Source organism: Vibrio sp. 10N, from assembly GCF_036245475.1.
Lineage (GTDB): Bacteria > Pseudomonadota > Gammaproteobacteria > Enterobacterales > Vibrionaceae > Vibrio.
Genome location: NZ_BTPM01000001.1, coordinates 1942060 through 1956648, shown reverse-complemented (window position 1 = coordinate 1956648; position 14589 = coordinate 1942060). Strand labels below are relative to the sequence as shown.

Sequence of the window (14589 nt, the reverse complement as noted above, 5' to 3'; positions counted from 1 at the left end):
ATATGGAAGTTTTTCTCAAGCCAGCGTTAGATTGGGAGTTCGCTGAAAGTCTAACGAAAGCAAATATGGCAGAGTATTATCAGCGTTATGACATTTCTTGGGATAGGGAAATGTTCGCTGATAGTTGGAAAAACTTAGACAATTTTGAGGTTTATGCGAACGGAGAACGAGTGGGTGTCATTCGCTTTAGTTACGCAGACACGACCACTTATCTTAGAGACTTTCAGCTAATCAAAAGTGCTCAAGGAATGGGTATAGGGACTACTTGCCTTACCTTAGTTAAAAAGCACGCAAAACAGCACAATTCAGCTGAAGTTGCTCTTAGGGTATTTCCCGATAATCCTGCTGTAAGTCTCTATAAACGCGCAGATTTTCTTGAGTCAGGCACTTGTGGAAATGTAATTGAAATGAGGTGTTCCCTTTGAGTTCGTTACCTAACAAACTGCTCAAGAATGACGGCTAACCTTTGGCATTTTTGGTTCGGTTGGGTTTAGTGATTACGGTGGCTTTGTTTAGGTTTCGTGGCAGTTAGCCGCATCTTAGCAAGGCGTTAGGTGAATAGGAAACTATGCAAGCAACGATTGATACGAATAGACTAACTCTTAGACCCTTCACAGAACTTGATGCAACAAGAGTCGCGGAACTAGCGGGTGAAAAAGTCATCTCGGATATGACAGCGAATATTCCACACCCATACGAGTTAACTGATGCTGTTGACTGGATTAGAACGCATAAAGATTTATTCAACACTGGCAAAGGTGTCGTTTACGCTCTGGTTCTAAAGAATAGCAATACTCTAATTGGTGCAGTGAGTTTTCCTAGGATTGAAGAGGGAGAGGGGACATTAGGATATTGGTTGGGGGTTCCTTTTTGGGGCGTCGGTTATGCAACGGAAGGGTCTAGAGCACTAATCGAGTACGCTAAAGAGAATCTAGGCCTTAGTAAACTCAAAGTCATGCATTTAACTGAAAATGAGCGTTCAAAATCAGTTATAAGCAAGTTGGGTACAACGTATGTTGGAACCAAAACAATTCAAGCTCAAGGTAGAGTGCGCGAGGTGTGCGTTTACACGGCGCGGTTGTAAATTCACCTAACAATTTGTTCAAGCAGACAGCTAACAGTCGGCGATTTTGGTTTGGTTGAGTTAAGTGATTACGGTGGCTTTGTTCGAGTGCAGTGGCAGTTAGCTGCTACTTAACAAGGCGTTAGCTTTCTCGGTTAAGTTCATTGGAGTAGGGGTTCAGCGTTCTAACTTTACACCTGCTCGTTAGTGCCAAATCGCAAAACCGCGCGTGCTGTTTCTTTTGCTTGGAAAGGGCGTCAACCGACTTCGATTATGGAGCACTTGGTTGTCAGCTTTAGCGCAAGAGCCTTGAGTTGCCTTTAAGTATCGCCATCTTTAGCAGCAAGTTGGTTGAAAGTTCAATGCTTCTGCATTTGGTACATCGGTGGTGTCGGCTTTGGAGCGTTTCTTTGAAATCTTGGTGCCAAACGTTGGCTTCATCGCACGGAAAAAGCTAACAAATTGCTCAAGCAGACAGCTAACGTTTGGCGATTTTGGTTTGGTTGAGTTCAGTGATTACGGTGGCTTTGCTTGAGTGTCGTGGTCGTTAGCTGCAACTTAGCAAGGCGTTATGCGACTCGCAATAATTCAAGGACAGACGTATGAAATTAGTATGGTTGCATGGTGCCCCAGCAGCGGGTAAGTTAACGGTAGCTAAAGAATTGTCCAAACATTTTGGTTACAAGCTTTTCCATAACCACTTAGCGGTGGATTTAAGCTTATCCATCTATGATGAATTTGGTGATAAGGATTTTTTCGATTTTACGAATCAAATCCGACGAACAACAATCTCTAAAGCGAAGGAGATAGGTGTAACTCACCTCGTAATGACCTACATGACCTGTTCTGAAAGTGACTCAACGGAAATCAATAAATATTTAGATTTTTTCGATAAAAATGGTGTTGAAGTCTATCCCATTCACTTAAATCCAAACCATGAAGTTATTCGCCAACGAGCTGTGTCAAAAGAAAGGCTCAATTCCCATAAAGTCTCATGTCTAGATGTAATAAATCAAATATTAGGCGACATGAAGTTCATTGGTATCAAGCATAGAAACACCATATCAATAGACAACTCAAATTTGTCGGCATCTGAAGTGGCTAATAGGATCGTGGAACACGTAGGGTAAAATCGCATAACAAATTGTTCAAGCAGACAGCTAACGCTTGGCAATTTCGGTTTGGTGGAGTTCAGTGATTATGGTGGCTTTGTTTGAGTACGGCGGCAGTTAGCTGCTACTTAACAAGGCGTTATGCAATCGGAGTACATCATGAATCATATGGGAATCATTTGCGCTATCAGACGAGAGGCTCAACCACTAATTACACAGTATGGACTAAAGCGAACTGACGTATTCCCTTTTCCAGTCTTTAGCGGAAAAGTGGGGGGCATCGATATATCCTTGGTGATTTGTGGCCTCGGTAAAGTGGTTGCATCGATGGCTAGCCAAGCCCTAATTCAAAAAGAGGGCGTTGACGAAATAATTAATGTCGGCATTTGTGGAGCAATTAATGATGGCTTGAAAGTAGGGGATGTCGTTTATTCTACTCGGTTTGTTCAACATGACTTTAATATTGATGCTCCAAACAGGCACCATGCATGGGTGCCTTCTATTGATTCCCATATAACAGAGACCATTAAGCCTTCTCTGTTTTGTAAGATTCAAGAGCATCCAGCAACGAACTTTGGCATTATGTGTAGTGGAGATAGTTTTGTAAAAAATCGCACAAGTAAACTAACCATTGCATCGATTACATCTGGAATTTCTGTTGACATGGAGAGTGCCGCGATAGCTCAAGTTTGTTGCTTGCTAAAGTGTCCGTTTATGAGCTTAAGATCCGTGTCAGATCTAGCTGAGAACGTTCCGAATGATTTTGAAAGCAATATGGATCTAGCGATTGAAAAAGTGACGTCTCTCTTCAATGAAGTTGTTAGTTCGCATCGTGTATTTGCATAACAAATTGTTCAAGCAGACAGCTAACCGTCGGCGATTTTGGTTTGGTTGAATTCAGTGATTACGGTGGATTTGTTTGAGTGTAGTGGCAGTTAGCTGCTACTTAACAAGGCGTTATGCGACCCAGAAAAAGGAGTTTCGAGTGGAAGAAATAGTTGATGAGTTAGTTGCTCAGGGGTATGAAGTATCTGGCAGCAATTCAAGTATTCGAGTGAAAATGGGGGCATTAACGGGTAAGGCGATTATTCGTAAAAGTGCCTATTCAAATACTTTTGTAGTGTCGACTCATACTTGGACTCAGCTTATCGCTTTGACGTTGGTACTTTCTTCAATTCTATCATCGATTTTTAGTCAGTGGGGACAGCCCGAGTTAAGTGGTGCGATGTGGTTTAGTTTTTCTGTTGGCATTCCTGTGGTGATAATGGGTTTTGTATCCGCAATTATTGCTGAAATTCATTTGCAACCCGTCCGTCAGATCGTAAGAATGGCAAATTCAAAGCTATCACCACCAGTCGCATAACAAATTGTTTAAGCAGACAGCTAACAGTTGGCGACTTTGGTTTGAATTGAGTTTAGTGATTTCGGTGGTCTTGTTTGAGTCTAGTGGTAGTTAGCTGCAACTTAACAAGGCGTTATGGTGCAGGGTGAAAAATCAGCCGTTAGGGTTATAAAAAATAAACGGTTATGTTTTTGGCTTATATGAGAGTGATATGAATCTCTTTCTTGGCATTATTTCATGTTTAAATTTCAGTGATATGTTTCTCTAAAGTCAATATCCGCAGGATTTAAGAGTTAAAATTTCTTCAACGTTAAAATAGGAAGTGTGATGAAAAGTAAGGGATACTTCATTTCAGTAGTGGGTTCGATTTTGTGTATTGCCTATCCTCCATTTTTGAATGGAAGTTACAGTGGGTACGCATACATATTTCAGACGTATGAAACAATTTTTGGGACTATGAGGGTTATTGATGCCATCAATTTTCAACAGCTAGGTCTTCAATTAATAGTTGTTAATATAATTGGGTTTGGCTTAGCTATTATAGGAACTTTGCAGGAAAAAAAGGAGTCTGAAACTAAATCTGAACGCAAGGCCAAAATTGCAGAGTTTGATTTTCTAAAAGAAGAGCTTTTAAACCTTTATGAAAGTGAACCTGAGAAATATGAAAATAACTCAGCATTATTGAAGACAGTATCTCAGTTAAAAACGATGGATGAGTATGATTTTGATTTAGAGCTCAATGAGTCAATGAAAACAATGCTATCCGTGTTAAAGACAGCTGACAACGCAAACTAGCAACCATAACAAACGCTTCAAGTGGATTCGTAACGCTCGCCGACTTTTGTGCTGACTCAGGTTTAGGTGATTACGGCGCACAAATCAGGTTCGGTGTAGCGTTACTCACCACTTAAGCGGGCGTTATGTTTGCGATGCCCGAAAGGATATTTGGCGATGATTGTCGAACTTAATAATCGAGATGTCGATGTTGCAAATAAGATACTTAGTGTTTCACTAAATGCATACCGAGTTGAAGCAAAGCTATTAGGTTTAGCTTCCTTCCCTCCGATGAATGAGAGAGCGGAAAGTATAGTCGGTTCTAAAAGCCGATTTCTGGGTTTTATGGTTGAAAGGGTTTTACTTGGTGTTATAGAAGTCGAGGTATTAGGCTCCAACCGTTTGCACATAAACAGACTCGTTGTCGACCCATCTATGTTCCGAAAAGGGATCGCTAGTAAGTTAATAGATGCAGTTTTACCTCGAGAACAGGTCTTATCCGTGACCACGGCTACGTCTAATTCACCCGCAATGTCACTGTATCAATCCCACGGATTTACCTTAGCCAATATTGAAGTAGTGGGTGATCGATTGGAGCTGAGCACGTTGGAAAAGCAAACATAACAAATTGTTCAAGCAGACAGCTAACAGTCGGCGATTTTGGTTTGGTTGAGTTTAGTGATTACGGTGGCTTTGTTTGAGTGCAATGGTAGTTAGCTGCTACTTAACAAGGCGTTAGCTGCATTACGAAATATGAGTCAGTCTGAGAATGTATAAGTTAGAAATCTTTTGTAAACCAGAACAGCAAGATATGGTTTTGAGTACCCTACATGAGAGTGGTGCAGACAAAATAGGTAATTATGATCACTGTTGGGCTATTGGCTCTGTTACTGGTTCTCATCGTGCCTTGGCTGGTTCAAATCCGATATTTGGAGTCAAAGGAACTGTAGAAAATTACTCCCTCATAAAAGTCGAGATTAACGTAAGTCGAGATGTGGTCAAACCAATTGTGGAACAACTCAAGACATGCTTGGGTTGGGAAGAACCTATGGTCAATATCTTCAAAATCCACAACGCAGAGTTTGGCCTATAGCAGCTAACAAATTGTTCAAGCAGACAGCTAACGCTTGCCGATTTTGTTTTGAATTAAGTTTAGTGATTACGGTGGTTTTGTTTGAGTGCCGTGGCAGTTAGCTGCTACTTAACAAGGCGTTAGCTATCAAAGGGGTATAATGAAAATTCTCAGCTGTTTGATAATGTTAGCCATAATAACGTTTGCGACTAAAGCCGGTCAGCTTTCGTTGCCAGAATGTGAAGCAAAAAATCCATTGAAGACAGAGTTGCATTTCTACGTAAATGAACAAGTTCTTGACGAATATTCTAGGGAATTTGTTGGCGCAAAAATTAACTCATGGGTTGCTTACTCCAATTTAACCTTGGAAAATTCTTGTATTCCTATAGTAAGAGAAGTAACACACATAGAATATGTTACAGCTATGGACTCTACTTGGTTTCAGGATGTAAATGCAGCAGAAGCATTGTTGGAGTTAAAATTAAGACGAGAGCTGCCCGAAGTAAATGAGCGAGGTGAGCCAATATTTACTGCAATTGTGTTTTCTAATTGGCTGGACAGCCATGAGTCAAATTGGTGTGGGTACAGTTCTAATTCATCATTTACGTATACAATTGCATTGAATTGTCCAGATCATGTTATGGAGCATGAAATTGGGCATTTGAGTGGTGCCTCTCATGATATGAGAACTTTAAAAGCTGCTGATGAAAAATTTGACTTGGAAGAGTACTTTAGAAGTTACTATCCACCCAAAAAGAGTTATTCACTTGGTTTTGTTTGTTCACAGCGTGGAACAGTGATGTCTTATGAGCAAAATGTAATACCAGTGTATTCGAACCCAGATGTATCGTTTGATGGTACGGCGTGTGGAGTCGTAGAATCTGCGAATAATAGTCAGGTATTAAGAGAGTTTGCTAAAAAGTACGCAAAAAAATAGCTAACAAATTGTTCAAGCAGACAGCTAACGTTTGGCGATTTTGGTTTGGTTGAATTTAGTGATTACGGTGGCTTTGTTGGGGTTCGGTGGCAGTTAGCTGCTACTCAACAAGGCGTTAGTTTTCTCGGTTGAGTTCATTGGAATAGGTGTTCATCGTTCTAGCTTTACACCTGCTCGTCAGTGCCAATCTTCAAAACCGCGCGTGCTGTTTCTTTTGCTTGGATAGAGCGTCGCTCAACTTCGCGTATGGTGCATTTGGTTGTCAGCTTCAGCGCAAGAGCCGTGAGTTGCCTTTAAGTCTCGCCATCTTAGGCAGCGAGTTGGTGGAAAGTTCAATGCTTGTGCATTGGGTTCATCGGCAGTGTAGGCTTTGGAGCGTTTCTTTAAGATCTTGGTGCCAAACGTCGGCTTCTTCGCACGAAAAAAACTAACAAGTTGCTCAAGCAGACAGCTAACGTTTGGCGATTTTGGTTTGGTTGAGTTCAGTGATTAAGGTGGCTTTGTTTGAGTGTTGTGTTCGTTAGCTGCAACTCAGCAAGGCGTTATAACCCTTAGGGAAGAACATGCGAAAATTAGTAAGTTCTGGCTCTCATTTGGAAGAGCCTATTGGGTTTTTTCGTGCGAGTCGTATAGGAAACCATATAGCCGTCTCCGGCACAGCACCAATCGATAATGGTCGCACTATGTTTATTGGAAGTGTATATGATCAAACTAAATACTGTTTGACGCTTTCAATAAAAGCGATTGAAGAAGCAGGTGGTAGCGTTGAAGATGTTATTCGCACTAGGATAATGCTCACAAATATTAAAGAGTGGGAGCAAGCAGCTAAAGCTTATGGAGAATTATTCTCTACTCAACGTCCCGCTTGCACATTTGTTGAGGTAAAAGGCTTTATTGAGCCAGAATGGCTGGTAGAGACAGAGGTAGATGCGGTGGTATCAGGGTTATAACAAATTGTTCAAGCAGACAGCTAACGTTTGGCGATTTAGATTTGAATTGAGTTTAGTGATTACGGTGGCTTTGTTTGGGTGTGGTGGCAGTTAGCTGCTACTTAACAAGGCGTTATAGCCCCTCTGAGGCTAATCATAAGGATATGGTACAGTTGTGAGTAACGAACACTCTTTTAAAGCCTCTTGTCACTGTGGTGCAGTACAAATTGAATTTCAAAGTAAATCTGGGGAGCTGGAACAATACGAGTGTTCCTGTTCTATTTGCACTATTCGAAACTCAAAAATGACGCCCGTTCCGTTAGCACTTCTCCAAGTTAAATCTGGTTTGAGCAATTTAACTCTTTATCAATTTCACACGATGACGGCAAAACACTACTTTTGTAAGACCTGTGGCATTTACACTCACCATCAAAGACGCTCTAGGCCTGACCAATATGCGGTGAATGTTGCATGTATACATGGGGTAGGAAAGTAGAGCAACGTCGGGCACGGGGCTCTAACAAATTGTTCAAGCAGACAGCTAACGTTTGGCGATTTTGGTTTGGTTGAGTTGAGTGATTACGGTGGTCTTGTTTGAGTTTGGTGGTAGTTAGCTGCTACTTAACAAGGCGTTAGGTGTCAACACGTGCACCCATAGGTATTGACATGAATCTCAAACATCAAAAAAGAGGTTATATATGACTAAGAATAAATGTATTGCTGTATTTGGCTGCACTGGAAAGGTTGGACGTGAGTTTGTCAAAATGGCACTCGATTCTGGTTACTCCCTTCGTGTGTTGGTTAGAAAACGTAGCAGTTTTGAGCTTAATAATGATAATCGCGTTGAAGTTATTGAAGGGGATGCTACCAATGCCGAAGATGTCACTGCAGTTGTCACTGGGGCTGATGTTGTAGTCAGTGTTCTAGGTAATCCTAGTCGGAATGTGCAGATTATGTCTAATGCCACAGAAAATATAATGAAAGCTGCGGCAGAGCAATCCAGTCCACCACGGTGCTTGATGATTTCTAGTGTTGGAGTAGGAGGGTCTTCTTGGCTGATCAAAATATCATTAACACTTATTGGTGGGCGAGCAGGGTTTAAGGATTATGAAAATGCAGAGGCACGCGTTCGTAGTGAAACGAGATTACCATTTATTGTTGTCAGACCTTACGCATTAACTGATAAGCCTGCCAACGGGCAGTACAAGTTACTACCAGGACACACAGCACATTTCGCTAAACCTATACCACGAACAGATGTAGCCAGATTCTTTCTGGATTGTGTTGAAGATGTGAGTAGGGATGGCTCTTGTGTCAATATTGGGGGCGTATGAAAAAACACCTAACAAGGCGCTTAAGTCTGATTCGTAAACGCGTGCCGATTCCGCTTCGCTTCATTATGGCACACGTTCACTCACAGCTTAGCTTGGCGTTATACCATCAGGAGAGTTAATGTATTTAATATCACCATCAGCAAATTATAAAGAAGCATTTGCAGAGTTTTATTATGATTTCGCAGTTAATGATCCTGAAAATGCGGATTATTACGAGCAGGGATATTCTGACTTTGATAACTACATAGAAAGTCTGACAAACGAAGAAAAGGGTATAAACCTACGTGAAGGTTATGTTCCTTGTAGTCATTTTTGGTTAACGTCCAATGCTGGTGAAGTTATTGGTGCTATTAGGGTTAGACACACGATAGACAACGAGTTCCTCAGCTTTGAGGGTGGTCATATTGGTTACGATATTGCACCAAGTTTTCGTTCTAAAGGTTTTGGCAAGTCAATGCTTAAACTTGTTCTGCCAAAAGCATTAGAGTTAGGGATTACTACCGCTTTGATCACGGCTGATGAAGACAACATCGCATCGCGCAAGGTCATTGAAAGCAATGGCGGTAACTTTGATAAAGTTGTGCAAGGAAAAGTCTTTCCCAATCCAATAGCGAGATATTGGGTTTCGTGCGCATGATGGTATAACAAATTGCTCAAGTCGACAGCTAACGTTTGGCGATTTTGGTTTGGTTGAGTTCAGTGATTATGTTGGCTTTGTTTGAGTTTCGTGGCCGTTAGCTGCAACTTAGCAAGGCGTTATAACCACAGCAAAAAATGGAGTATTTGTGATAGCGAGAGAATGGAAAGCAACTTGTCCTAAAGAGCATGAGGACGGATTCATAGGGTACCTTTACGAAACTGGAATCAAAGATACTTCAGACACAAAGGGTTTTGTAGGTGCACAAATTTTAAAGCGAGATTTGGGCAATAGTACGGAAATTACTTTGCTTACTTTTTGGGAAGATATTGAGTGTATTAAAGCCTTCTCTGGAGAAAATATTAGTATTGCAAGACTATACCCTGAAGATGAGAAATATAAACTAAACCCAGAGCGACATGTAAAGCACTATGAAGTCCGAGAGAATATGTGGCTATAACAAATTACTCAAGTCGACAGCTAACAGTCGGCGATTTTGGTTTGGTTGAGTATAGTGATTACGCGGCTTTGCTTGAGCTTCGTGGCTGTTGGCTGCAACTTAGCAAGGCGTTAGGTGAACAGGGAAGTTATTGCGGTGAAAATAGTCCCAGAGTTATATGTCCAAAGCATTGATGACAATTTAGCATTCTTTGTTGATATTTTGGGCTTTAGTATTAAGTACCAGCGTCAAGAAGAGCAGTTTGTGTATTTAACTCGAGAGGGGCTAGATTTGATGCTCGAGGGTGTTCAAGGCAACTCTCGTAAATGGTTGTCGGGAACGCTCGAACCACCTTTTGGTAGAGGTATTAACTTCCAATGGGATGTAACTGGCATCGAAACACTCTACTCGAAGGTTCAGTCAGCATGTAGTGACATGATATTCCTTCCCAAAGAAACAAAGTCGTATCGAGTCAATGAGCAGTACGTCACTCAGGTGCAGTTCATTGTTCGTAGTCCAGATGGGTATCTTTTCAGGTTTTGTGAGGATATGCGGTGACAATGTTCACCTAACAAATTGCTCAAGCAGACAGCTAACGTTCGGCGATTTTGGTTTGGTTGAGTTTAGTGATTATGGTGGCTTTGCTTGAGTATCGTGGCCGTTAGCTGCAACTTAGCAAGGCGTTATAAGCAAAGGTGAAAAATGGCTACAGTAGTCGAACAAATAGTATCGCGTGAAATAGAGGCTGTAATTATTTACGAGTCGCCGAATGTTATTGCTTTCGCAGACCATGACCCAATCAATTTTGGGCATCTTCTAATTTGTCCTACTTTCCCTTATGAATCATTTGTTGATTTACCAGAATCTGTACACGCTGAAATTCAGCAAGTAGCGAAGGATTTGTACGCACGGCTGGTTACGAAATATAAGCCTGATGGCATCTCATTTATCCAGAATAACGGGAAATGTAATGAGCTTGACCATTATCATCTCCACATTTTCCCAAGGTTTGATGATGATGGATTTGGGTGGGTTAGTAGTAATATTGGTGTTCAGAATTTAGAGGCTCTGCGTGCATCGTTGGCAGGCTTATAACAAGGCGCTTAAGTCGACACTAAACACGTGGCATTTTTGCTTCGCAAAGTATATGCCACGGTTTCGTGCAACTTAGCTTGGCGTTAGCAAGCGCAGGTTAAATTAAGAGGTTGAAAGTAAAATATGACTTTATCTATGGCTTGGGTTCGGGATGTCGGAGACTATCAAGAATTAGTATTTAGTTCTGATAGCAGGCTTAGGTTTGGTTGTGCATGGGATTCTTGCCAGAAGGTGTTCCCTCTACCTCGAGGAGATTGCGCAATCACCTTTGCAGGAGATACTCAATTTGCTTACCCATTTATACATGCGGCAATCAATTCTGTATCTCTTCATAGAGGTTCTAAAGAAAGGCAAATTGATATCACAGAAGTTAAGCCGTTTCTTTTGAAAGCTATTAACGGGATGTTGGCTGACATAAGCGACTTCTCATTTGGTCAAGATAGTTTTGAGGAACCAGTATTACGGATTATTTTTGGTGGTTATTCATGGAAAAAGAAAGACTTCATAATCTGGAAGTTTTATTTTAACCCTGGAGAACGTGAATTTAGACATGGAGAAGTTAAAACTTGGAGAGGTCTAGGTACCAATCGGAAAATGGTCATATTGGGTGATCCAGAGGCTTCACTCTCGGCAAAACGACAAGCTTTGAGGCGTAAGGACTCTTTACCAAAAGATGATGAAGACGTTGAAAAAATGGCAAAGGAAAGGCTAATCAAACTATTCGAGGAGCGCGGGATCAAAGACGGTGATGGTTTAGATATGGAGCCTTTTGAGGTTCTTCGAGACATGATTAGGGAGGGAGCTTCACCTCATGTTGGTGGTGCACCACAGTTGGTCAAGGTATATCAGCACCTTAACTCTAAACCTTTTGCTGTTCGCTGGGATAAGGCAAATGGAAATGGTATCTCTGTTTTAGGTCGAGGCTTGCGGCATGGAGAAACAATGCACTTACCATTGTTTGACCCAGATACATTTAAATTCAGTTAAATGCACTAGCTAACAAAGCATTTAAGAGTGATTCGCAACGCTTGGCAGTTTCGCTTCGCTCAAGTATAGCCAAGCGTCGCTCACACCTTAATGCGGCGTTATGCATACACATCGATATATGAGATAGAAACTAATGAAAAAATTCTTGTTGCCTCTCCTGATATCAGCTGCCCTAGGCGGGTGCGGTACTCTAGATAATAAAACGATCCTAATTGATGCCGGAGATTCAAAAGAGAAAGTAATCGATGTTTTAGGGCTCCCTTATGATCGACAATTTGAACAGCAAAAAGAAGCTTGGCAATACTGTGTCTCTGGAGCTGGTTTTGGATATAACGATCATAAAATCATTTGGTTTACGAATAAAAAGGTTACCGGTATTACAAGTTATAGAACGACACGTAGTGGCTGCACTGGAGCCGTTAAAACAATCAAATGGGAAGATGCGCCCGATTACACTGTTGAAATCCGAGAAAGGTGATATGCATAACAAATTGTTCAAGAGGGATTCGCAACGCGTGGCATTTTTACTATGCGTTGGTTTTAGTGATTAAGGTGGTGTGCGGGAGCTTCAGTATTGCGTTGCTCACCCCTTAACAAGGCGTTAGGCTACAAGGAAAAGTATATGAACGAGACAGTGGAAGTTTATCCCACACAATATGAAGCAATATTGAAAGCCACATACGCAATTGGGTTTCCTCAATTATCAGAGCTTCCGATAGGTTCATTTTTAGCTGTTTTGGCTGCGAGTAAGCAATCAGGGTATTTCTTGGAGCTAGGGACTGGCACAGGTCTTTGTACTTCATGGATATTGCATGGAATGTCTGAAGACTCGAAATTAACAACGGTAGATAATTCGGTTGAAAATATTGAGATAGCTCGAAGTTATCTAGGAGAAGATCCGCGAATAGATATCGTTTTGTCCAATGGTGAAGATGTTATCGATCAAATCTCTCCATCGTCGGTCGATTTGATATTTGCGGATACTTGGCCGGGTAAATACCACTACCTAGATGAAACTCTAGCTTGCCTCAAAGTTGGTGGTTTTTACATCATAGACGATATGAAAATTCGTGAGGATTGGTCAAAAGAGCACAATGAAAAGGTTCGAGCGCTGATAGCTCACTTATCACAACGAGATGATCTTGTTGTATCAAAGCTTTGTTGGTCAACAGGTATAGTTATGTGCGTGAAAGTAGCCTAACAAATTGTTCAAGCAGACAGCTAACGTTTGGCGATTTTGGTTTGGTTGGGTTTAGTGATTACGGTGGCTTTGTTTGGGTGCAGTGGTAGTTAGCTGCTACTTAACAAGGCGTTATGTTTCAAAGGAGATAATGTATCAATGTTGGATTCAAAATATGGTCGTGTGGCCTTTTTCTATTTGTCTTTATCGCTAGTCGGTTGTGCATCTAATGTAAGAGTAGAAAATTTGACTGGTGAGCAAAGGGCTAAAGCTGCTTCAATGAAAGTATATGAAGGCGCTCCTAAACAAAAGTTTGAAACAATTAAAACGGTTACAGGGCTATCGTGTAATAGAAATAAATACCAAGAACAGGACATTTCAGATCATGAGGCTGTAGAAGGCTTAAAAATAGAAGCAGCCTTAGTTGGGGCTGATGCTGTTATATATACATTTTGTCAAACAAACTCTGATACGGACTGGATTAACAATTGCTGGGCATCAGTCAAGTGTGTTGGCGATGCTGTAAAGTTCAACTGAAAACATAACAAATTGTTCAAGCAGACAGCTAACGTTTGGCGATTTTGGTTTGGTTGGGTTTAGTGATTACGGTGGCTTTGCTTGAGTTCAGTGGCAGTTAGCTGCTACTTAACAAGGCGTTATGCGACCCAGAAAAAGGAGTTTCGAGTGGAAGAAATAGTTGATGAGTTAGTTGCTCAGGGTTATGAAGTATCTGGCAGCAATTCAAGTATTCGAGTGAAAATGGGGGCATTAACGGGTAAGGCGATTATTCGTAAAAGTGCCTATTCAAATACTTTTGTAGTGTCGACTCATACTTGGACTCAGCTTATCGCTTTGACGTTGGTACTTTCTTCAATTCTATCATCGATTTTTAGTCAGTGGGGACAGCCCGAGTTAAGTGGTGCGATGTGGTTTAGTTTTTCTGTTGGCATTCCTGTGGTGATAATGGGTTTTGTATCCGCAATTATTGCTGAAATTCATTTGCAACCCGTCCGTCAGATCGTAAGAATGTCAAATTCAAAGCTATCACCACCAGTCGCATAACAAATTGTTCAAGCAGCCAGCTAACAGTCGGCGATTTTGGTTTGATTTGGGTTTAGTGATTCTGGTGGCTTTGTTTGAGTGTAGTGGCAGTTAGCTGCTACTTAACAAGGCGTTATGAGGCTAATGAATATAGAAATAGAATCGGTATTACAAGATGAGTTTGAAGAGGTTCTTGCCGTTATAAAATCTGGGCTATTTCATCATGTAGACGCAGTTTTTGGCTGGGACGACGATTTCCAGCGAAATAGACTTAAAACAGAATATCAGAGTAATTGGTTTCATTGGATCTACATAGAGAAGCAACGAGTAGGTTTGCTTTGCTTTAAGCCATATGAGAATGCATTTCATATCCACTTTCTAGTCGTTGCTCCATCGCAACAGGGTAAGAAAATTGGAACCTGTGTAATGTCTATGGTTCACGATAAGGCGATTGCTAATAAGAAAGATCGAGTAACCTTATCAAGCTTCACTCGCAATAATAAAGCGATCGCATTTTACGAGAGCATCGGATACGAGACTATAGAAGCAGACGATAATTTTGTATCGATGGAGTGGAAGCCCGCCTCATAACAAATTGTTCAAGCAGACAGCTAACGTTTGGCGATTTTGGTTTGGTTGAGTTTAGT

At 41.2% G+C, this 14589-nt stretch carries 22 protein-coding genes; all 22 read left to right on the top strand.

What is annotated here, in order from left to right; translation table 11 throughout:
- The first annotated feature begins 2 nt into the window (after positions 1-2).
- Positions 3-425, top strand: a complete 423-nt coding sequence (locus AAA946_RS09120) for a GNAT family N-acetyltransferase (RefSeq protein ID WP_338164576.1) — start codon at positions 3-5, stop codon at positions 423-425.
- Positions 426-568: 143 nt separating this feature from the next.
- Positions 569-1084, top strand: a complete 516-nt coding sequence (locus AAA946_RS09115; protein ID WP_338164575.1) for a GNAT family N-acetyltransferase — start codon at positions 569-571, stop codon at positions 1082-1084.
- A gap of 581 nt (positions 1085-1665) precedes the next feature.
- On the top strand, positions 1666-2193 hold the full coding sequence (locus tag AAA946_RS09110; protein WP_338164574.1) for a hypothetical protein: 528 nt from the start codon (positions 1666-1668) through the stop codon (positions 2191-2193).
- A 141-nt stretch (positions 2194-2334) separates the two neighbouring features.
- Positions 2335-3021 carry a 5'-methylthioadenosine/S-adenosylhomocysteine nucleosidase gene (gene mtnN / locus AAA946_RS09105; RefSeq protein ID WP_338164573.1) on the top strand — a complete coding sequence of 229 codons (687 nt, stop codon included), beginning with the start codon at positions 2335-2337 and terminating at the stop codon, positions 3019-3021.
- 139 nt (positions 3022-3160) lie between these two features.
- Complete coding sequence (locus tag AAA946_RS09100; RefSeq protein WP_338164572.1) at positions 3161-3538, top strand: hypothetical protein; 378 nt, start codon at positions 3161-3163, stop codon at positions 3536-3538.
- 306 nt (positions 3539-3844) lie between these two features.
- On the top strand, positions 3845-4312 hold the full coding sequence (locus AAA946_RS09095) for a hypothetical protein (RefSeq protein WP_338164571.1): 468 nt from the start codon (positions 3845-3847) through the stop codon (positions 4310-4312).
- Between the two features lie 156 nt (positions 4313-4468).
- On the top strand, positions 4469-4915 hold the full coding sequence (locus tag AAA946_RS09090; RefSeq protein ID WP_338164570.1) for a GNAT family N-acetyltransferase: 447 nt from the start codon (positions 4469-4471) through the stop codon (positions 4913-4915).
- A 145-nt stretch (positions 4916-5060) separates the two neighbouring features.
- Positions 5061-5384 (top strand): hypothetical protein, encoded by a 324-nt coding sequence (locus AAA946_RS09085; RefSeq protein WP_338164569.1) that lies wholly within the window; start codon positions 5061-5063, stop codon positions 5382-5384.
- A gap of 139 nt (positions 5385-5523) precedes the next feature.
- Complete coding sequence (locus AAA946_RS09080; RefSeq protein WP_338164568.1) at positions 5524-6300, top strand: hypothetical protein; 777 nt, start codon at positions 5524-5526, stop codon at positions 6298-6300.
- Positions 6301-6863: 563 nt separating this feature from the next.
- Positions 6864-7250, top strand: a complete 387-nt coding sequence (locus tag AAA946_RS09075; protein ID WP_338164567.1) for a RidA family protein — start codon at positions 6864-6866, stop codon at positions 7248-7250.
- 154 nt (positions 7251-7404) lie between these two features.
- Entirely contained in the window at positions 7405-7725 is a 321-nt protein-coding gene (locus AAA946_RS24150; protein WP_445206071.1) for a GFA family protein, read from the top strand.
- A 202-nt stretch (positions 7726-7927) separates the two neighbouring features.
- Positions 7928-8563, top strand: coding sequence for an NAD(P)-dependent oxidoreductase (locus AAA946_RS09070; protein ID WP_338164566.1), 636 nt, complete (start codon positions 7928-7930; stop codon positions 8561-8563).
- 118 nt (positions 8564-8681) lie between these two features.
- Positions 8682-9200 (top strand): GNAT family N-acetyltransferase, encoded by a 519-nt coding sequence (locus AAA946_RS09065; protein WP_338164543.1) that lies wholly within the window; start codon positions 8682-8684, stop codon positions 9198-9200.
- Between the two features lie 148 nt (positions 9201-9348).
- A complete protein-coding gene (locus tag AAA946_RS09060; RefSeq protein WP_244355911.1) occupies positions 9349-9660 on the top strand; it encodes an antibiotic biosynthesis monooxygenase in 312 nt (103 codons plus the stop codon).
- A 129-nt stretch (positions 9661-9789) separates the two neighbouring features.
- On the top strand, positions 9790-10197 hold the full coding sequence (locus AAA946_RS09055) for a bleomycin resistance protein (protein WP_338165809.1): 408 nt from the start codon (positions 9790-9792) through the stop codon (positions 10195-10197).
- Between the two features lie 144 nt (positions 10198-10341).
- On the top strand, positions 10342-10734 hold the full coding sequence (locus AAA946_RS09050) for an HIT family protein (RefSeq protein WP_338164565.1): 393 nt from the start codon (positions 10342-10344) through the stop codon (positions 10732-10734).
- A 123-nt stretch (positions 10735-10857) separates the two neighbouring features.
- Complete coding sequence (locus tag AAA946_RS09045; RefSeq protein ID WP_140277295.1) at positions 10858-11721, top strand: hypothetical protein; 864 nt, start codon at positions 10858-10860, stop codon at positions 11719-11721.
- Positions 11722-11854: 133 nt separating this feature from the next.
- Positions 11855-12199, top strand: coding sequence for a hypothetical protein (locus AAA946_RS09040; RefSeq protein ID WP_338164564.1), 345 nt, complete (start codon positions 11855-11857; stop codon positions 12197-12199).
- A gap of 144 nt (positions 12200-12343) precedes the next feature.
- The gene (locus AAA946_RS09035; RefSeq protein ID WP_338164555.1) at positions 12344-12922 is read left to right on the top strand and encodes an O-methyltransferase; all 579 of its coding nucleotides are present in this window, start codon (positions 12344-12346) and stop codon (positions 12920-12922) included.
- Positions 12923-13060: 138 nt separating this feature from the next.
- Positions 13061-13438 (top strand): hypothetical protein, encoded by a 378-nt coding sequence (locus tag AAA946_RS09030; RefSeq protein WP_338164563.1) that lies wholly within the window; start codon positions 13061-13063, stop codon positions 13436-13438.
- Between the two features lie 147 nt (positions 13439-13585).
- Complete coding sequence (locus tag AAA946_RS09025) at positions 13586-13963, top strand: hypothetical protein (protein ID WP_338164562.1); 378 nt, start codon at positions 13586-13588, stop codon at positions 13961-13963.
- Between the two features lie 114 nt (positions 13964-14077).
- The gene (locus AAA946_RS09020; protein WP_338164561.1) at positions 14078-14533 is read left to right on the top strand and encodes a GNAT family N-acetyltransferase; all 456 of its coding nucleotides are present in this window, start codon (positions 14078-14080) and stop codon (positions 14531-14533) included.
- Positions 14534-14589: the final 56 nt, after the last annotated feature.